Raw genomic sequence first — 18936 nt, 5'->3', positions numbered from 1 at the left:
GGGGACTTCCTCGCGGTTGCCGATGGGCCTCGGTCGGTCAGAACAGCTCGTGGATCTCGCGGTGCCCGAAGTCCACCAGCGGGAACGGCCGGCCGGCCGGGCCGGGGAGGGTCGTTTCCGGGTCGAGCCCGAGGCTGTGGAAGATCGTCGCGGCCACGTCGGCCGGCTCGACCGGCCGGTCGGCCGGCACGGCGCCGATGGGGTCGCTGGCCCCGACCACCCGGCCACCTTTGACGCCCCCGCCGGCGAAACCGACCGTGAAGCACTGCGGCCAGTGGTCGCGCCCCCCGGCCGGGTTGACCCGGGGAGTCCGGCCGAATTCGGCCATGTTGCAGACCATCGTCGCGTCGAGCATGCCGCGTTGGTCGAGGTCCTCGATCAGGGCGCTGTAGCCCTGATCGTAGAGCGGGCAGACGATGTCGCGCATCCCCTCGATCGAGGTGAACGGCTTCGATCCGTGGATGTCCCAGGTGATCTCGTCGAAGACGGTCAGGAAGGTGTTGATCGTCACGAACCGGACGCCGTTCTCGATCAGCCGCCGGGCCAGCAGGCAGCACTGGCCGAACCGGGTCATCCCGTACCGCTCGCGGACGGCGGCCGGCTCCTTGGAGAGGTCGAACGCCGACCGCGCCTGCTCGCTGGTCATGAGCCGGAACGCCGCCTGGAAGTTGCCGTCCAGGAGCGCGGCGTCCTCGCTCGACTCGAACAGGTCGACCGCGTTGTCCACGAGGTCGCGGATCTTGCGGCGGCGGTCGAGCCGGACCGTGCCGATCTCGGCGGGCGGCAGGAGGTCCGGGACGCGGAAGTTGGGCTGCGACGGGTCGGCGTTGAGGGCGAACGGGTCGTGGTTCTTGCCCAAAAACCCGCCGGCCTGGCCGTTGGGCATGTTGCCCCCGCCCCGGCCCATCAGCTCGGGCAGGACGGCGAACGGGGGGAGGTCGGTCTTCCTTCCCTTGAGGTAGCCGACCACGGCGCCGACGTGGGGCGTGTTCACCCCGCCGGAGAACAGCCGCCCGGTCTGCATCATCTGCCAGCCGGCGTCGTGGACCGCCGCCCCGCCGTGGTGGGCCGACCGTACCAGCGAAATCTTGTCGGCGATCCGGGCGTGGCCGGGGAGGATCTCGGAGAATTCGAGGCCCGGGACCTTGGTCTTAACCGGCTTGAACGGGCCGCGGATCTCGGCCGGGGCGTCCGGCTTCATGTCCCAGAGGTCGATGTTGCTGGGTGCCCCGAGGTTGAAGATCATGATGCAGGCGCGATCGTCGTGGCCGGGCTTGACCGCCCCGGCGGCCTGCGCGGCCATCAGTTGCGGCAGGCCGAAGCCGATCGCCCCCAGGGCGCCGACCTGGAGGAAGTCGCGGCGGGTGGTGCCGTCGCAGGTCTGGGCCTTGCCCCTGCCGGTGAACGTGAGCATCGGGGGTCTCCGGGCGGTCTGGCTGCGGCGGGCCTCACCAGGCGAGGGTCGGCGGGAAGTACTCGGCGATCAACTCGCGATAGTACGGCGTCAGGGCCGCGACGTCGGGCTTCGCGTGCCCCTTCGAGTACAGGTCATACGGGTTGAAGGCGAGGACCGATTTCATCATGCGATGATCCCGCTCGTCCATCAAGTGCCCATATTCCCCTTCGCGATGGATCGGGTAGCAGGAGTGGTAGCGGATCATCGCCAGCCCTTCCTCGGGCAGGTAATCCTTCACGACGTGATACAGGTACTCGTCGTGCCCCCAGGAGAGGTGGACGTTGTCCAGCCCGCAATGCGGCTCGTAGATCCCCGTCGGGGTCTGGTACGCGGCGACCCGACTGTCGGGATTCAGCTCGAAGAACTCGGGGAAGACGATCTTGTCCGAGTAGCGGCACCCGACCGGGAACGTGTCCCCGACCACCGCCCATTGCGGCTCGCCGAACAGGCAGAGGATCTTGCCGAGGTCGTGGATCAGCCCGGTCAGGATCATCCATCGCGGGTGGCCATCGGCCCGGATCGCCTCCGCACACTGCATCAGGTGTTCGATCTGGGACAGGTCGGTGTCCGGGTCGCTGTCATCGACCAGCGTGTTCAGGTATTCCATCGCCTCCCAGATGCCCATCCGCCGGCGGTTGAGCGCGAGGTAGTCGCGCTTCTTCGCCAGGACGAAATCGAGCGTCTGGTGGGTGTGATTCTGGCGATAGAACTCGACCACCCCCGGACGGACGTTCTTGCGATAGTCGCGGAAGCCGGACGGGGTTTTCTCCCCGCCTTCGGACTCGGTCGGTTCGTGCGCCGACTCCCAATCATCGAGGTCGGCGAGCGGCCCCTCGGCCCTGCGGACGATCGACTCGGCCATGGTCGTACCTCGGTCGGGATGTGTCGGGCGGGTGGGGAGCGGGATCGGTCCAGTCTACCCGATCTTCCCCCTCCGGCCATGCGGAAATCGGGTTCGTTTCGCCCCGGCCCGCCCCCGGGGATCATCGCCCCGGGCGGGCTCGGATCCGGTCGAGCAGGACGGAAACGAGGATGACCAGCCCCAGGACGATCTTCTGGGTATAGCTCTCGACCCCCTTGAGGTTCATCCCGTTCTGGATCACGGCGATGATCAGCGCCCCGATCAGGGTGCCGAAGATCTTCCCCTCGCCCCCGGACAGCGAGGTTCCACCGACGACCACGGCGGCGATCACGTAAAGCTCGTACATCTGCCCGTAGGTCGGCCCTCCGCTCTTGAGCTGCGACGCCATGACGATCCCGCCCAGCCCGGCCAGGGTCCCGCTGATCACGTAGACGGTGCGGATCACCCGGGGGACCGGCAGCCCGGAGAGGCGGGCGGCCTCGGGATTGCCGCCCACCGCGTAGATGTACCGGCCCAGCACGGTCCGGCCCATCACGACGTGGGCGATGGCATACAGCACCAGCATCAGCGCGACGGCATTGGGCAGATAGGGGAGGTCGGAGCCCCGGCCCAGCCAGATGAAGCGGTCGGGGACCTGGTCGATCGATTGCCCCTCGGCCAGGATGTAGGCCAGGCCGCTGGCCACCAGCATCATCGCCAGCGTGACGATGAACGGGGGGACCCGGAACCATGTGATCATCAGCCCGGAAAAATAGCCGGAGGCCGAGCACGCCAGGATCCCGATCAGCGAGCAGGCGACCATCCCCAGGATCGATGCGGAGGCCCCCCCGGCCTGGTCGCGGATCAGTCGGGCCGCGATCACCGCCGCCAGCGCGATCAGGCTCCCCACCGAAAGGTCGATGCCCCCGGTGATGATGACCAGGGTCATCCCGATCGCGATGATGGCGATCACCGCAATCTGGTTGGCCACGTTCAGGAGGTTGTCCGCCTTGAGAAAGACCGGCCAGCGGTAGCTCTCGGGCTGGTAGATCCGCGCCTTCGCCAGCGACGGATAGCGGGCCATGGGCGACTCGTAGACGTTCCAGGCCGCCGTCACCCGGTTGGCCGCGATGGCGTCCACGCGAACGCCCCGTTCGCCGAGGCCGACCAGGGTCGATCGGGCATCGGCCGGCCCGCCTCGGACCGTTGCGACCACCTCCACCCCGCGCTCGCGGAGGGCACCGGCCAGGGCGTCGGCGAACTCGGCATCGGCGGGGTGGTCGCGGACGACGATCGCGGCGTGGGGCTCCCGCCCTGCCCCGGCGGCGATCGACGCGGCGAGCTGCCGAGCCGCCGAGGCCCCGCCCGGGTGCTGCTCCTCGATCGTCGCCAGGCTGAAGAACCCGCACAGCCCCAGCAGGACCAGGAGCATGCCGTGGTCGGAAAGGAGGAAGCCGAGCGGCCGGGTCCAGGCTCCACGCCTCATGGCTGCTTCGGCCCCTCGGCGGTCCCCTTGCGGTAGAGGGTCGTCGGGATCAGCTGGGACGGCGGCACCGACTCCCCCTTGAAGTAGGCGACGATCGAGGCGACCGTCATCCGGCCGATCTTGTCGGGGTCCTGGACCGGGTCGGCGAGGATCTTCCCCTCGTCGATGGCCCGAAGCCCTTCGGGCTGCCCGTCGAAGCCGATGATCACGACCCGGTCCGCCTTCCCGGCCTTCTCCAGGGCCGCCCTCGCGCCAAGCGCCGAGGGGTCATTGATGGCGAAGATCCCGGCCAGGTCGGGGTGCGACTGGAGGGCATCCTCGGCGCACTTGTAGCCCTGGTCCTTCTTGCCGTCGCCGGGCAGCTCGGCGACGATCTCGATCCGCCCGGCGGCCGGATGCTCCTTGTTCCACCCATCGATGACCTTCTTGAAGCCGTCGACCCTCTGGAGGCAGGACTCGGCCTGCTTGAAGTCGAGGATGACGACCTTGCCGCCCTCCTTGAGCGCCCCGATCATCGCCCCGGCCGCCTGCTCCCCTCCCCCGAAGTTGTCGGTGGCGATGTGCGACACGACCTTCGCGTCCGGCGCCAGGCAGGCGATATCCGCCGTGAAGACGGGCACGCCGGCCGCGTTGGCCTCCGCGATCGCGGTCCCGATCGCCCTTGAATCGCACGGGCAGAGCACGATGGCCGCGACCTTCTTGACCAGGAAATCCTTGACCTGATTCTGCTGGCGGGCCACGTCGAACTCGCCGCTGGTCACGATCACGTCGTACCCGTTCTTCTTCGCCTCCTCGGCGATCCCGTCGGCGATCACCTTGAAGAACGGGTTGGTCAGGCTCAGCACGGAGACGCCGATCGTCCCCCGCGAGGCCCCCGACGGCGCCGCCCCCCCCGGGCGAGCCCCCTCGTCGCGGGCGCCGCACGCGGGGAATGCCAGGGCCGAACACGCTATCGACGCGAGGAGGACGAGCCTCATGGATGCACCATCCCGGGTTGTTGAGGAGTGATCGTTCGAAGCCTAACCGGCCGCGACCCGGTTTGCACCCACCGGATCGGAGAAAATCGCCGAGAATCGCGATCGGCCGGCAGGTTGCCCTTGATCCGGGGGGGCGTCGACGGTAAAGTCTGGACCTGCTTTCGAGACACCAATCGTCTCGGGAACACCCTCAGCCTCATGCCTCGCTCTGAAAGCCGGAGTGGCGGAATTGGCAGACGCGCTAGCTTGAGGGGCTAGTGGCCCACAAGGCCGTGCAGGTTCAAGTCCTGTCTCCGGCATCTGCCTCGCATCTCAGATCGCTTCTCTCCCCGAGAGATGAACAACCCCCGGCCAACACCGGGGGTTTGTTTTTTGGCCGACGACCCACCCCGTTCGGGCCTGGGCGTCCGGCGTCAGCGGGACCGTTTGCGGAAATATTCCCGCCAGCTTTCCGGGAGAAAGGAGGAGCCGATGGCCTTGCGCAGCAGGTCCTGGTTCCCGGCCTCCACCGTGTAGAGCCGCACGACGTCGGCGATCGTCAGGTCTTCCTCGGATCGTCCCAGGGGCTCGATGGCATCGCCGGCCCCCACATCCCCCTCCTTCTCCACCGAGAAGTAGAAGCCGGTCCGGCCGTTCCTGAGCATCCGTTTCAGCATGTCCATGCGACCGAATCGGATCCCGAGCTTGAAGCAGGGCATCCGCGGCTGGGTCACCATGAACTCCGCCGAACCGATCCGGAAGCGATCGCCGATCCGCACGTCCTCGGACAGCCCTTCGGTGGTCAGGTTCTCGCCGAAGGCCGCCGGGGGGAACTCCATGTCCGGGAGTTCCTGCCGCCAGGCGGCATAATGCTCGGAGGGATAGGCATAGACGGCCTTCAGCGGCCCCCCGTGGACCGAGAGGTCGGATTGCTCGTCGCCGTCCAGATTCAGGCCGGAGACGCGGACCCGGCCGGCGACGGGTGCCTTGAAGATCGAGGTCAACACGGTCCCGACATCGACTTCGATCTCGCGCGGGAGGCCGACGCTCACCGTCAGGACTCTCATGAATGCCCTTCCCCTGGATGAATCTCGATCCCCGTCCGATCGACGACCGCCCGCGCCATCCCGAGTGTGATCGCACGGGCCGGGAGAAACCAGCAGCGTCCACACTCGATACGCGAGTCTCACGGCCTTGCGGCGATTTCCAACGAGATCGCTCGGCATCGAGATCGACGAGGATGGAGGTGATCGTAGACCCACCGCACCCTCCAAATCTTTACGCCTGATCGCAGCTTATGGCCGACCGACGACACGAACAGACTCAAACTGACGCCAATTTGCTGCGGGTGGACGTTTTGATCGCTTTTCCCGAACGATTTCCCCCTGGACGTGAAGCGTCAGGAAATCGAGACTCATCCGGATCGGATCCGCTTCCTCCGATCTCATCCACGACCTCCCGATAGACGTCTTCGATCTCCTGATCGGGTTCATCCGGCCATGGTCCGGGATGGACTCTCGCCCCGGTGGCGGCCTCGAAAGCACCGGGACGATCGCGCCGGGATGCCGCCAGCGTCGGATCCTCCGAGGCGACCTGGAACGCCCTCACCGGTTCGAGGTGGCGATGCTCGGCCGAGGCTTTCCGGCACGCGACGGCCAGCCCCTCGCGGATCGCCCCGTAGGCCAGCTCGCGCAGCCCGTTGGTCCGCAACTCCACCCCCGCTCCCGGAAGCTCGAAGTCTTCCCGGCAATCGTCGACGCTGTAGGAGGGGTAGTCCGCGGACGGATCGCCATGCTCGACGCCGGCCAAGGCGTCGGCCTGGAGTTATTCGAATTCGCCGAACCGGATCTCGCCCCCCGAGGTGCGGAGGAGAACCAGGAGTTCGACCTGCACTGGACCGGCGCGTTCCACTTCTGCGTGTTTGACCCGGACGTCGAAGGCCTGGCCCGGCGGATCGTCGAGAATCGAGGCAAGCAGCGGTGCAAGATCTGGGAGTTTGCCCCCGGCTTCAACTTCGACTTCTGCCCCTGCGAGAACCCGTTCGGAGACTTCCTGGAGATCCAATCGCACGGCACCGCCCAGATCTGGAGCACCCTCGCCTAGAGGAATCTGAAGGCCGGCGAACATCAGGCTGGAGGGCCCACGGCCGACTTGGCACGATCAACGCGGCGACCGCGATGTTTCCTACCAACGCATGAAACGACAAGGGGTCACGTCTCGCGACGTGACCCCTTGTCGTCACAGTGCCGAAGAGAGGACTTGAACCTCCACCCGGGGTGAACCGGACTAGGACCTGAACCTAGCGCGTCTGCCAATTCCGCCACTTCGGCTTTGATCAAGATTCGCTGCCATTCAACGCGGGGCGTTGTCTTGACGGCTCATCTTCAGTGCGAGGCCAAGTTTACCCGGACAACGCGGCCTGATCAAGAGCCTGCTGAAAATCTCGTGATCGTGTCCGCGCCATCACCGAAACCGTCTGGCCGTTCGAGTCTTAGGCCTCCCCGGGGCGTCATCGATTGGCCTTCACGACAACCCGCTCCGGGGCTTCGTCGCCGACTGCGATTCGGCACCAAGAGGACGGAGCCTCCGACGGTCGTTTCGCTGTGCAGGTCGACGCCGGGAGTCAGGATTGGAGGACCAATCATCGTCGATGGACCCGTCAGGCTCGGATCAGGCCATCCGGGAGTTCGGGGGTCGCCCCTTCGCGGGAGCAGACGAACGCGGCCACCAGGTTCGCCCGGTGATTGATCTCGTCGAGCGACCAGGCGTCGAGCAGCCCGATGGTCAGGACGGCGGTGAACGCGTCGCCGGCCCCGACCGTGTCCACGACGCGCGCGTGGGTTCCGGGATGCTCGGCCACGACCCCGTCGCGATAGATGAGGCTCCCGGACGACCCGCGCGTCAGGGCGATGGCCCCCAGGTCGAATCGGGCGGCCAGGCCCGCAACCCTCCTGGCATCAGCCCCTTCCAGCCCGAACCACCCGGCCAGCACGTCGAGTTCGTCGTGGTTGAGCTTCAGGACGTTGGCCAGGGCGAGCGAATCCTCGATCACGCCCCGATCGACGAAGGGGGGTCGGAGATTGACGTCGAAGATGCGGAGGGCGCCCGGTCCGGTCGCGGCCACGAGACCTCCGATGCCACGTCGCGAGACCTCGCTCCGCCTGGCGAGGCTGCCGAAACAGACCGCGTCGGCGGACGCGCAAGTCGCCAGGGCCAGCGGGCTGGCATCGATCCGGTCCCACGCCACCCCTTCCCAGATGGTGTAGGAAGGCTGGCCCTGTTCATCGACCGCCACCTCGACGGTCCCGGTTGGCGCGTCCTCGTCCACCTCGATCGTCTGGATCGAGAGGCCATTCTTCTGGAGTTGTTCCAGGATCTCGCGACCCAGGGCATCATCCCCGACGCGGCTGATGATCCGGGCATCCGCCCCCAGCGATTGCGCGTGGAAGGCGAAGTTGGCGGGGGCCCCCCCGAGTTTCCTTCCGGAGGGGAGGCAATCCCACAGGACCTCGCCGATCGCCACGATCTGATAGCCCATCGTCGTACCCCGAATCCGTGGCTGGGTCGATCCCCACCAAACATCCTCGCAATCCATCGCCACCCGCTCCACTCCCCTTGCGCGAAGTGGCTTCGGGCCCCCTGAGGCCCCCGACAAGCACTCCCCGGGCCAGAGGGACAAGGTAAGGTCGAGTTGACCGAACCCCGGACGCCGCTTCGGGAGGCAGGAGGACCGTCGGCGAGCCTGGTGAATCATCGGGGACGGATCGGGATTCCCACGCCCGGGGCGGCCCGGGACCGTCAGTCGATGAACACGCGGCCGTGGGGCCCCTCGGTGGATTCCTCGATCCGGATCGGGCGGTCGAGGAACGCGTGGATCGTGGCGACGTTGGTCCGGAGATGCTCGGTCACCCGCGAGACGGAGAACCGGCTCGGGCCGTCGGCGAAGGCGAGCGGGAGGAGCAGTTGATCCGCGGAGTGGGGGTCGATGGCACCGTTGGGGGCATCGTGGTAGTCGAGGAGTTCCGCGACGGCGTCATCGGCGACCGCTTCGGCGGGTTTCCCCCGCTGTCCCAGGCCGACGAACGTGACGGGGACCGTGACGCCCTCATACTCCGCGACCAGCGCGATGGCCGCCCCATGACCGGGGCCGTCCCACAGTGCCACGGCGAGGTCCGCGTCCAGCCCGCGCCGGGCCAGTCGGTTCGCGGCGCGATCTCGCATCCGGGCGGCGATGCCCGGGTCGAGATTCGTGACGCCGGCCACCCCTCGGATCCGGGTCAATGCCCCTCGCGTCTCCTGCACAATCGGCCGGGGCGAGGCGGGCTCGATCCAGGCGTCGAGCTGGCCCCCCCCTTCCGGATAAAAGCCGGCGGCCGGCATGGCCAGGCCCAGGGGCATGCCCAGGGCGGCCAGGTGGGCCTTCCAGGTGGAGTCGAGGAAGGGGAAGGACGGGGCCTGCGTGTTGAACGTCCCCCCCGTCAGCGTCAGGCGAACGGCGGACGTGGCTCGGAGTGCGAGGGCCAGATGCACGGCCTGGAGCACCAGCGCCGTCGAGCCGGCCGTGCCGATGTCGACCTGGAGGTCGCCGGTCGCAATCGTCCCCGGCCGAAACGTCAAGCTCCGGGAACCGATCTTCGCCCCATCGGTCCGGGCCTGGCCGATCTGGGCGGCAACTTCCACGGCCTTCAGGTGCTGGGGCCGGAGGCCTGGTCGGTCGCGATTGGCCCGGATGTTCTCGAACGTGACCGGGAGCCCGGTCAACAAGGAGAGCGTGAGCCCGGAGCGGAGGATCTGGCCCCCCCCTTCCCCGCTCGAACCGTCCAACGTCACGTGATGTCGCCCAGGACTGGTCGCCATCGCCCCACCTCCGCTCGGAATCGCACCCGACGATCTGACGACCTCCCGGTGCGGGAGGGAAATCTCGCCATGACGACCGTGGGACACCCATCGCCGGGACGGGGTTCGTCCGGTGGTCTTTCCGAGGCCGCGAGCCGACCGTCCCTGGAGCCATTCCATCGGCGATCTCCCTTCCCTGGGGGCTTAGCGATCCGGAGCGTCCTTGGCCGGCCTCGCCTCGAACTGGGGCACTTCCTTGACGGGCCGAGGGCTGGCCCCGGGGGCGATGCTCGGCTCTTCCATGCCTTCGGGCTTCGGGGGCTCGGCCCCCACGTTGTTCCGGCCGGCCTGGATCAGGAGGATGCTCTGCATGACCTGATCGCTGTTGGCCTCGGTGCGGGTGAACAGGAACGACCCGAGGCTGCGCTCGTGGCCGCTCCGGCATCCGATCACCACATATTGACCGGGTTGGATGTCCAGGGTGACCGCCAGGTCGCGCCGGGAATCCTCCTGCTGTTCGTTTTTGAAGGTGAATTCCTGCTGGGCAAAGGGCCCGGCGTTCTGGACAGCGGCATAACCACCCCGCTTGGGTCCATGTTGCACCGCAGGGACGATCCGCAGCGACACCTCGCGCGTCCCCTTCTGATCGGCGGTCAGGGTGATCAGCCCGCTGGCGTCCGCATAGTCCTTCCCCTCGACTTTGCCCTGATTATTGACGAGCAAGGTGACCACTTCGGAGCCCGATGCGGCGTCGGGATCGACCTTGGGGCGGACCGTGACCGGCGTCTGCACCCCTTCCGGCAGGTCGAAATGGACCCATTCGGTCGGCTTCTGGGGGGGCCGACTCTGGAAGGCCTCGGAGAGGTCGGGCGGCAGGCCGCCGGTGATCACCCCGATCCGGAGCCCGTTGGCGGAAAGGGCCTGGCGGACGCCCAGCGGGACCCCTTGCTCGTCGGCGGCCCGCCAGGCAGCCTCTTCGATGGCAACATGGCCGAGCGGGCGAGTGACGACGGCGGTGTCGAGCTTGCAAAATCGAGGGACCACGAGCTTACCAGACCGTCCGGTATAGGACGCGGGAACGACCTGGTCGCCCTTCGGCCTCGATTCGGGATGGATGAACGAGCAACCGGCCAGGGCCATCATGGCCAGGGCGGCGAACGGGAGTTTCAAAGACATGGGGCGGAATCCTTTCCGCGACCGGGTTCGGCGATCGGGCCCTCGGAAGGGACCTGCGTGCCGGAGTGTAAGTCGGAGCGCGGCAAGCGTCAACCGCAACAGGCCGCCGCCCGAGAAGGCGACGGCCCGCGTCAGCTCGGCCGGGCCCGAAACGCCTCGGCGATCCGCCCCTGCATCCGGCCCAGTTCATCGCCGCTGTACGACTGATGCGGCCAGGGCCAGTGCACCGGGTCGCCATGAAACCGGGGGATCAGGTGCCAGTGGCCATGATCAACCGTCTGACCGGCGGCGTGGCCGTTGTTCACGACCACGTTGAGGCCATCGGCGCCGGTGGCGGCGATGATCGCCCGGACGAGCCCGGGCATCAGGGCGGCGACCGCCGATGCGGCATCCTCGGGCAGGTCGGCCAGGGTGGCGTGATGCACCTTGGGGACCAGCAGGACATGGCCCGGATTGACCGGGTGGATGTCCAGGAATGCCACGGCCCAGTCCGTTTCCAGGATCTGGGCCGAGGGAATCTGGCCGGCGATGATCCGGCAGAACAGGCAGTCGGGATCCTGATGGCTCATGATGATCCTCCGGGACCCCGACCGGTCATTCGCTCAGGCACCGCTCGCGGCGACGGCGGGACGCGTGGGGGCCTTGATCTGCTCGTCGGCCCCGAGGAGGGCGATGATGCCCATGGGGGCAGCGTCACCCTGGCGGACCTTGGCCAGCTTGTAGATGCGAGTATAGCCACCCGGCCGGCCCTGGAACCGCGGCCCGACCTCGTGGATCAGGGAGAAGGCGACCTTCTTGCTGGTCAGGACGGCGTTGATCCGCCGGAAGTTGTTCAGGTCCCACCCGCCCTTGGCGAGGGTGATGAGCTTCTCGACGTAGGGCTGGAGTTCCTTGGCCTTGGCCAGGGTCGTCTCGATCCGGCCATGCTCGATCAGAGCGGTGGCCAGATTGCGGAGCATCATCCGACGATGCTCCGGGGTCCGCTTGAATTTGCGTCCGGCATTACGGTGGCGCATGATGATTTCGCTGTCTAGAAGAGAATAAGGGCCAGGGACGAAGGCCGGCATCATCAGGCCGGAGACCGGCCTTCGACACCCGGCGGGAGTCTTGACGGAGCTACCGAGAGTCGACGTCCATTCCCAGGTCGAGGCCGATCTCGTTGAGCTTCGCCTTGACCTCTTTCAGGGTCGTCTCGCCGAAGTTGCGGACGGTCAGCAACTGGTCTTCATTGCGGCTGACGAGGTCGCGAACGGTGGTGATCCCCTCGCTCTCCAGGCAGTTGGTGGCCCGGACCGAGAGTTCCAGTTCGGCGAGGCTCATGCCCAGCTTCCGCTCCAGCTCGGCATCCATCGGCAGGTCACGCAGGCTGTCGTGGCCGCCGGGTTCGGCCGGAAGGCCGGGGCCGGGCTCGTAGTACTGGACGAACGGGTTGAGGTGCTTGCGAAGGATCTTCGCGGCCTCGACCAGGGCCATCTCGGGGCCGAGCGTCCCGGTCGTCCAGATCTTGAGCAGGAGCTTGTCGTAGTTCGTCCGCTGACCGACGCGGGTGTTCTCGACCTTGTACTCGACCCGGATGACCGGGCTGAAGATCGCGTCGATGGGGATGCCGCCGACTTCGAGGTCGTCGGTGTGCCCTTCGGCGGCCGGCCGGTAACCGCGGCCGTTCTCGACGATCATCTCGAGGACGAAGGGGACATCATCGGTCAGCGTGCAAAGCACGTGGTCCGGGTTGATGATCTCGATCGATTCGTCGTGGAGGATGTCGGCGGCGGTGACGACCCCGCGACGATCCCGGTCGATCCGGATGGTGCGGCTCTGCTCGGAGTGGTTCTTGACGACCAGGCCCTTGAGATTCAGGACCAAGTCGGTGATATCCTCGACCATCCCGGGGATCGACGAGAATTCGTGCTGGACGCCCTGGATCTTGATCGTCGAGACCGCGCTCCCCTCGAGGCTCGACAGGAGGATGCGGCGAAGACTATTGCCGACCGTGTGGCCAAATCCGCGCTCGAAGGGCTCGACGTGGAACTCGCCATAGGTATCGGACAGCTTTTCGCGGGCGCAGACGACCCGGCTGGGAAGTTCGAGGCCACGCCAACGGATGCGCATCGCGCGAGTTCTCCGGAAAAGGGCAGACGGCGGTCGGCAACCGCGGCCGGTCGTCGAAAGGAAGACCGGCCGCCGACGCTGCGTGCGAGAGCAAGAGGACTGGGCCGGTCACGGCCCATCGAGGCAAGATCGATCCCGCGATGGGACGGGAGGATCAGCGGCTCAACAACTCGACGATCAGCTGCGGGGTCACCGGCAGGGAGATGTCCTGGGTGGCCGGCAGGCGGGAGACACGCCCCTCGGGCGGCTCGGTCGTCGTGCGATCCAACCAATCCGGGACCGGCGGCATGCCATCGGTGGCCAGGTGGCTGGCGGCCATGGCCCGCGAGTGCTCGCGATCCTTGACCTGGATCTGATCGCCCGGGCGGACCAGATAGCTCGGGATGTCGAGCTTGCGACCGTTCACGGAGATGTGACCGTGAGTGATCATCTGGCGGGCCTGGGGTCGGCTCGTCGCGAACCCGAGGCGGGTCACGACGTTGTCCAGACGCCGCTCCAGGAGCGACATCAGGGCATCGCCGGTGTTGCCCGGACGGCGGCTGGCCAGGTCGAAATATTTGCGGAACTGCCGCTCGAAGATCCCGTAATACCGCTTGACCTTCTGCTTCTCGCGAAGGCGAACCGAATACTCGCTGGCCTTGCTGCGGCGGAACTGGTGCATGCCGGGGACGCCTTCACGACGATCCACGGCGCACTTGGGGGTATCGCACCGCGTCCCCTTCAGGAACAACTTCAAACCTTCGCGGCGGCAAAGCCGGCAAACCGGACCGATATGACGTCCCATGATGTCTCGGGCATTCCTCGTTGGAGAAACCGACGGCTCTCCGCCGGATCAACGGATTGAAGGCAAATTCGTGCCGACGACCCGACGTAGCCCGAGGCAACGTCCGTCGTCGGAAAGTCGGGGTCAGACCCGACGCTTCTTGGGCGGACGGCAACCGTTGTGCGGCAGAGGAGTCACGTCCTCGATGGCTTTGATCGAGAGGCCCGAGGCCTGCAGGGCGGTGATCGCGCTCTCGCGACCCGAGCCCGGACCCTTGACCTTCACCTCGACCTCCTTGACCCCATACTTGGTGGCGGTCGAGGCGGCGGTCTCGGCGGCCCGCTGGGCCGCGAACGGAGTGCTCTTGCGGCTACCCTTGAACCCGACGGTCCCCGAGGAAGCCCAGCACAGCGCATCGCCGTTGGGATCGGTGATGGTCACCGTGGTGTTATTGAAGGTCGCCTTGATGTGCACGACCGCCCGACTGACGTTGCGCCGTGTCTTTCGCTTCTTGGCCTTGGCCACGGGTCCGTTGCTCCCTGGATCGCGTCAATGAATTCGAGTGCAGGCTTCAAGAAAAACAAATCGATCAGGATCAGGCGAATCCGGCGGGCCGTCCCACCAAATTCAGGACGATCCGGATCAACGCATTTCCTTGACACCCTTCTTGCCAGCCACGGTCTTACGAGGACCCTTGCGAGTCCGGGCGTTGGTCCGGGTCCGTTGACCATGGACCGGCAAGCCCTTGCGATGGCGAAGTCCGCGGTAGCAGCCGATATCACGCAGGCGGGCGATATTCTGCTGGACCTGGCGGCGGAGTTGGCCTTCCACCACATACTCGTTATCGAGCAGGGTGGCCAGTTTGGCCAGATCGTCTTCGCTCAGCTCGCGGGCCCTCTGATCGGGATCGATCGAGGCCCGTTCGCAGAGCTGCTTGGCGAGATACGAACCGATCCCGTAGATGTACTGAAGCGAGATGATGGTTCGCTTATCGTTCGGGATGTCGACACCCAGAATACGAGGCATCCGTCCAATCTCCGTGGGGCTGTGTCGGGCCTCAGCCCTGCCGTTGCTTGTGGCGCGGGTTATCGCAGATCACGTACACCTTGCCCCGGCGACGGACGATCTTGCAACTCTCGCAGATTCGTTTCACGCTCGAACGGATCTTCATCGGGCCTCTCGCTTTCCCATCGACGCTCTCATGCGACAGAGGACAAACGGCCCGACCGGGGCCGATACCATGATCGCAGATCAAACCGCAAAGCTGAAACCAGTCCGGGGCAACCGATCCGGGGCCGAATTCGGCCAATATACCTCGACCGCCCGGTCACTGCAAGCACAGACCGGAGGGAATGATCGAACCGGCCGAGGACGACCTCGGTCAGTCCTTCAGGTGGGTCAGGACGCGAGGTCCGTCGGTCGTCATGGCCACCGTATGCTCGAAGTGGGCGCTCGCCCGGCGATCCTTGGTGACCACGGTCCAGGAATCGTCGAGGGTCGTCACGGCCTTGGTGCCCAGGGCGACCATCGGCTCGATGGCGAGGACGACGCCGGGTTCGAGTACGATATCATGTTTGCGGAGGGCCTTGCTGACGAAATTCGGGACCTGCGGCTCCTCGTGCATGTCGCGCCCGATCCCATGCCCGACGAACTTCTCGACGACAAACATGTTTTGACTTTTGACGAACTTCTCCATCAACGCGGCGACTTCCGACCACAGGCGGCACCGGGACATGGCACTGATGGCTAGGTCCAGGGTCTGCGAGGTCACTTCAAGAAGCTTCTGCGTTTCCGGGGCGACCTCTCCGATGGCCAGGGTCACGGCGGCGTCGCCGCACCAACCATTCAGCTTGCACCCCGTATCGATGGAGACGACGTCACCGGCCACCAGGGGACGGCGATTCGGGATCCCGTGGACCACCGCCTCATTGACGCTGGCGCAGATGACCGCCGGGAACGCCGGCTTGCCTCGGACGGAGTTGGGATAGCCCTGGAAAAGAGAGATGGCGCCGTGCTCGCGAAAGATCTCGGCGACCGCATCGTCCATGTCCGCCGTGGACACACCCGGTTGGGCCATCGATCGGACGCGATCGAGGGCCTGGGCGACGACACGACCAGCCTCGCGCATCAGGCCAATTTCACGAGGACTCTTCAGCTTGATCACGGCACCCATCTCGAACGGTAGATACGACCAAGGGTCCGGACTCCACGTCGCAGGGCGACAGGACCGGACCCTCGATACGTGCTTGGAGCGGGCCCTGAGATCAGCGTTTGCTGACAAGGCCGCTGTAATTACGCATGATCAGGTGGCTATCGATCTTCTGGACCAGATCGAGGCAGACGCTGATGACGATCAGGAGCCCGGTGCCGCCCAGGAAGGAGGCGATGGTGTAATCGACGCCCAGGAAGGCCGAGACCAGGGACGGGATGACAGCGACGAGGCTGAGGAACGCCGCACCGACGTAGGTGATCCGGAGCATCACCTTCTCGAGGTAATCCGCCGTCCGGCGACCCGGCCGATAACCCGGGATGAAGCTGCCGTAATCCTTGAGATTATCGGCCATATCCTTGGGGTTGAAGGTAATCGCCGTCCAGAAATAGCAGAAGAAGTAGATCAGGACGATGTAGAACATCGTGTAGACATACCCGTGGCTCTGGAAGGCATCGGCCCCCGCCTCGAAGAACGACCCGAGGCCATACTTGATCGAATCAAGGAGGGTCATCGGTTGAACCACGTCGCCGATCTTCTTCGGCAGCGTCCAGGTCGTCGTCGCCTGCTTCAAGCTATTCAGGATGAAGAAGGGGAACATCAAAAGGCTGGACGCGAAGATGATCGGCATCACGCCGGCCTGGTTCACCTTCAACGGGAGGTATTGCTTCGTACCACCGTAAACCCGACGGCCACGAACATGCTTCGCCGACTGGGTGGGGATGCGTCGTTGGCTCTCGGTGATCGCGATCACACCCACGACGACCGCCAGGAACACGACCACCAAGGCGGCCAGGGTGAGCAGGCCGTGCTTCCCGCCCTCGGAGGAGATGTGGGTCGTCGAATTCGCCAGAAGTCGGGTGATGGATTCAGGCATCCGGGCGAGGATCCCGGCCATGATCAGGAGGCTGATCCCGTTACCGATGCCGTACTCGTCGATCTGCTCGCCGATCCACATCAAGAAGATGGTCCCGGCCGTCATCGTGAGCACACAGACGATGATATTGGGTAGCGTCCTGAAATCCGGATGGACGATATCCAAACTACTCATCATGTATTGGACCCAGAGCGTACTCTGGATCAGACATAAGATGACCGTAGCGTATCGTGTATACTCATTGATCTTCTTACGCCCGCTCTCCCCCTCCTTCATCATGGCTTCGAGGGAGGGGACGACGCTGCCGAGGAGCTGGAAGATGATCGAGGCGGAGATATAAGGCATGATGCCCAGACCGAAGATGGTGCTCATCCCGATCTGGGTGCCGCCGAACATGGCCACCGCGCCAAACACCTTGCCGGCCGCCGTCTGGTTGAGCTGGTTCTGATAGCTTTCCAGCTTGGCCTGATTGACGACGTGCAGAGGGATGAAGTAGCCGACCCGATAGATGGCCAGAAACATGGCCGTCATCAGGATCTTGCGCTGAAGTTCCGGAACCTTGAACAAGATCGTGAACAGCTTCTCCACGACTCCTCCTGGCAGGCGAACGGGGCGAGAAGGCGTGATGATGGGGCCGGCGACCGTCAAACGATCGACACGGCCACGATCATGAAAATTCGACGGACGAAGGGAATTAAGCGACGACGCAGGATCCGCCGGCGGCGGCGATCTTGGCGGCGGCCGAGGCGCTGAACTTCGTCGCGTGGACGGTGAACGACTTGGTCACTTCGCCATCGCCGAGGATCTTGACCCCGTCATCATGGCGACCTTTGACCAGCCCACGAGCCCGCAAGGCCGCCTCGTCGATGACGTCGCCCGCCACGAAGGCAGCTTCGATCGAATCGAGGTTGACGATGGCGTAATCCTTCTTGAAGGCGCCATTGAAGAATCCCCGCTTGGGGACGCGGCGAGCCAGAGGCATCTGGCCACCCTCGAACAAGGGGTTCTGCTTGAACCCTTGCCGAGAGGAGTGACCCTTGTGACCCTTGCCGGCCGTCTTGCCGTGACCCGAGCCGACACCGCGACCGATCCGGCGCCGCGGCTTCCGCTTGTGGATCCCGCGATCGACATCATGAAGTTGCATTAGAGCGTCACCCCCCGAAGGCGAGCGATATCTTCCTTGGTCCTGAGCTGCGTCAGGGCGTTGATCGTCGCCTTGACGATGTTGAGCTTGTTGGTCGAGCCATAGCTCTTGGTGAGGATGTCGGTCACGCCGGCCGCCTGGACGACGGCGCGGACCGCACCACCAGCGATGACGCCGGTACCCGGGCTGGCCGGGAGCATCACGACGCGAGCCGCGCCGAACTTGCCGACCACGCGGTGCGGGATGGTCCCACCCTTGAGGTTGACGCGATTCATCTGCTTATGAGCGTCCTTGACACCCTTCTCCACGGAAGGGGGGACCTCATTCGCCTTGCCGTAACCCCAAGCCACCTGTCCGCGGCCATTGCCCACGACGACGAGCGCATTGAAGCTAAACCGACGACCACCCTTCACCACCGCCGCGCAACGACGGATGGTGACGACGCTTTCCGACCAATCCCCGCGGTCGCGATCCCGATTATCGCTCGACACGACGATGACTCCCGTATGAGGATCCGTCGCGAGATGTTGGCAGGTGGGACGTGAAGTCCGAGCCGAGTCCGACAACCAATCGCGAGGGAACGAATTCTAGCAAAACGGCCACGAGGCGACTACCAACGACGAAAAGTCAAGACCGATCAGAACTGCAGTCCACCTTCGCGAGCGGCATCGGCCAGGGACTGGACCCGACCATGATACTTGTAGCTGCGGCGGTCGAAGCAGATCTTGGAGATGCCGGCCTGAACAGCACGCTCAGCCACCAGCTTGCCGACGACCGCGGCAGCAGCCTTGTTGCCGCCGTAAGGATGATCGCCGCGGATAGTCGGATCGAGGGTGCTGGCGGAGGCCAGGGTCGTCCCGTTCTCGTCGTTGATGACCTGGGCGTAGATATGCTTGGAGCTGCGGAACACGGCCAGGCGAGGACGCTCGCTGGTCCCAAGCAGCCGCTTACGAACATGGCGTTGGCGTCGAAGGCGACGGACTTCGACCTGCTTGCGCTGATTCAAGGATCTATCCTTCTCGAACGCGAGGGGTTAGAGGTGACCGATACCGACCGGGCACCCAGCCTCAACGGAGCTTGGAA

Annotated in this window: 22 protein-coding genes and 2 tRNA genes; 2 read left to right on the top strand and 22 right to left on the bottom strand. The window is 65.6% G+C overall.

The genetic code is table 11. The annotated features are described in order from the left end of the window. Positions 1–37: 37 nt before the first annotated feature. The 4 genes from TA3x_RS13505 to TA3x_RS13490 form a co-directional block, all read right to left on the bottom strand. Positions 38–1414: a DUF1501 domain-containing protein gene (locus tag TA3x_RS13505; RefSeq protein WP_435022042.1), complete on the bottom strand. Its 1377-nt coding sequence runs from the start codon at positions 1412–1414 to the stop codon at positions 38–40. Between the two features lie 34 nt (positions 1415–1448). Then, positions 1449–2318: an inositol oxygenase family protein gene (locus TA3x_RS13500; RefSeq protein ID WP_435022041.1), complete on the bottom strand. Its 870-nt coding sequence runs from the start codon at positions 2316–2318 to the stop codon at positions 1449–1451. A 121-nt stretch (positions 2319–2439) separates the two neighbouring features. Further along, positions 2440–3783 (bottom strand): ABC transporter permease, encoded by a 1344-nt coding sequence (locus tag TA3x_RS13495; protein ID WP_435022039.1) that lies wholly within the window; start codon positions 3781–3783, stop codon positions 2440–2442. After that, positions 3780–4760, bottom strand: coding sequence for a substrate-binding domain-containing protein (locus TA3x_RS13490; protein WP_435022037.1), 981 nt, complete (start codon positions 4758–4760; stop codon positions 3780–3782). Before TA3x_RS13490 ends, TA3x_RS13495 begins: the two co-directional genes overlap by 4 nt. 214 nt (positions 4761–4974) lie before the next feature. On the opposite strand from TA3x_RS13490, the gene TA3x_RS13485 reads away from it, so the two are divergent. After that, positions 4975–5059 (top strand) — tRNA-Leu (locus TA3x_RS13485). Between the two features lie 114 nt (positions 5060–5173). Here the strand turns inward: TA3x_RS13485 and TA3x_RS13480 are convergent. Both TA3x_RS13480 and TA3x_RS13475 read right to left on the bottom strand, forming a co-directional pair. Then, entirely contained in the window at positions 5174–5806 is a 633-nt protein-coding gene (locus TA3x_RS13480; protein WP_435022035.1) for an MOSC domain-containing protein, read from the bottom strand. A 256-nt stretch (positions 5807–6062) separates the two neighbouring features. Next, the gene (locus TA3x_RS13475; protein WP_435022033.1) at positions 6063–6548 is read right to left on the bottom strand and encodes a hypothetical protein; all 486 of its coding nucleotides are present in this window, start codon (positions 6546–6548) and stop codon (positions 6063–6065) included. Here TA3x_RS13475 and TA3x_RS13470 point away from each other — a divergent pair. Beyond that, entirely contained in the window at positions 6531–6842 is a 312-nt protein-coding gene (locus TA3x_RS13470; RefSeq protein ID WP_435022031.1) for a hypothetical protein, read from the top strand. The genes TA3x_RS13475 and TA3x_RS13470 overlap by 18 nt on opposite strands. Positions 6843–6983: 141 nt before the next feature. On the opposite strand, the gene TA3x_RS13465 is transcribed toward TA3x_RS13470, so the two are convergent. The 16 genes from TA3x_RS13465 to rplR form a co-directional block, all read right to left on the bottom strand. Beyond that, positions 6984–7069: transfer RNA gene (locus TA3x_RS13465), tRNA-Leu, on the bottom strand. A gap of 329 nt (positions 7070–7398) precedes the next feature. Further along, a complete protein-coding gene (locus TA3x_RS13460) occupies positions 7399–8277 on the bottom strand; it encodes a carbohydrate kinase family protein (protein WP_435022029.1) in 879 nt (292 codons plus the stop codon). A 260-nt stretch (positions 8278–8537) separates the two neighbouring features. Beyond that, positions 8538–9596 (bottom strand): RNA 3'-terminal phosphate cyclase, encoded by a 1059-nt coding sequence (gene rtcA, locus TA3x_RS13455; protein WP_435022027.1) that lies wholly within the window; start codon positions 9594–9596, stop codon positions 8538–8540. Between the two features lie 183 nt (positions 9597–9779). Further along, positions 9780–10751, bottom strand: a complete 972-nt coding sequence (locus tag TA3x_RS13450) for a hypothetical protein (RefSeq protein ID WP_435022025.1) — start codon at positions 10749–10751, stop codon at positions 9780–9782. Positions 10752–10882: 131 nt separating this feature from the next. Continuing rightward, positions 10883–11320 (bottom strand): HIT family protein, encoded by a 438-nt coding sequence (locus TA3x_RS13445; RefSeq protein WP_435022023.1) that lies wholly within the window; start codon positions 11318–11320, stop codon positions 10883–10885. Between the two features lie 33 nt (positions 11321–11353). Further along, positions 11354–11767 (bottom strand): 50S ribosomal protein L17, encoded by a 414-nt coding sequence (rplQ, locus tag TA3x_RS13440; protein WP_435022021.1) that lies wholly within the window; start codon positions 11765–11767, stop codon positions 11354–11356. A gap of 100 nt (positions 11768–11867) precedes the next feature. Next, positions 11868–12860, bottom strand: coding sequence for a DNA-directed RNA polymerase subunit alpha (locus TA3x_RS13435; protein ID WP_435022019.1), 993 nt, complete (start codon positions 12858–12860; stop codon positions 11868–11870). A gap of 154 nt (positions 12861–13014) precedes the next feature. Further along, on the bottom strand, positions 13015–13644 hold the full coding sequence (gene rpsD, locus TA3x_RS13430; RefSeq protein ID WP_435022017.1) for a 30S ribosomal protein S4: 630 nt from the start codon (positions 13642–13644) through the stop codon (positions 13015–13017). A 123-nt stretch (positions 13645–13767) separates the two neighbouring features. Next, on the bottom strand, positions 13768–14148 hold the full coding sequence (gene rpsK, locus TA3x_RS13425; RefSeq protein ID WP_435022015.1) for a 30S ribosomal protein S11: 381 nt from the start codon (positions 14146–14148) through the stop codon (positions 13768–13770). A gap of 117 nt (positions 14149–14265) precedes the next feature. Further along, on the bottom strand, positions 14266–14649 hold the full coding sequence (gene rpsM, locus TA3x_RS13420) for a 30S ribosomal protein S13 (protein WP_435022013.1): 384 nt from the start codon (positions 14647–14649) through the stop codon (positions 14266–14268). Between the two features lie 31 nt (positions 14650–14680). Further along, complete coding sequence (gene rpmJ / locus TA3x_RS13415; protein ID WP_435022011.1) at positions 14681–14794, bottom strand: 50S ribosomal protein L36; 114 nt, start codon at positions 14792–14794, stop codon at positions 14681–14683. Between the two features lie 210 nt (positions 14795–15004). Continuing rightward, the gene (gene map, locus TA3x_RS13410) at positions 15005–15796 is read right to left on the bottom strand and encodes a type I methionyl aminopeptidase (protein ID WP_435022009.1); all 792 of its coding nucleotides are present in this window, start codon (positions 15794–15796) and stop codon (positions 15005–15007) included. Between the two features lie 91 nt (positions 15797–15887). Next, positions 15888–17297: a preprotein translocase subunit SecY gene (gene secY, locus TA3x_RS13405; protein ID WP_435022007.1), complete on the bottom strand. Its 1410-nt coding sequence runs from the start codon at positions 17295–17297 to the stop codon at positions 15888–15890. Positions 17298–17403: 106 nt separating this feature from the next. Then, positions 17404–17853 (bottom strand): 50S ribosomal protein L15, encoded by a 450-nt coding sequence (gene rplO / locus TA3x_RS13400; protein ID WP_435022005.1) that lies wholly within the window; start codon positions 17851–17853, stop codon positions 17404–17406. Then, the gene (gene rpsE, locus TA3x_RS13395; protein ID WP_435022003.1) at positions 17853–18344 is read right to left on the bottom strand and encodes a 30S ribosomal protein S5; all 492 of its coding nucleotides are present in this window, start codon (positions 18342–18344) and stop codon (positions 17853–17855) included. Before rpsE ends, rplO begins: the two co-directional genes overlap by 1 nt. Before the next feature lie 146 nt (positions 18345–18490). Beyond that, positions 18491–18859 (bottom strand): 50S ribosomal protein L18, encoded by a 369-nt coding sequence (gene rplR / locus TA3x_RS13390; protein WP_435022001.1) that lies wholly within the window; start codon positions 18857–18859, stop codon positions 18491–18493. Positions 18860–18936 lie beyond the last annotated feature (77 nt).

The sequence above is a fragment of the Tundrisphaera macrotermitis genome (assembly GCF_051175315.1).
Lineage (GTDB): Bacteria > Planctomycetota > Planctomycetia > Isosphaerales > Isosphaeraceae > Tundrisphaera.
This window is presented reverse-complemented; position numbering and strand designations above follow the sequence as displayed.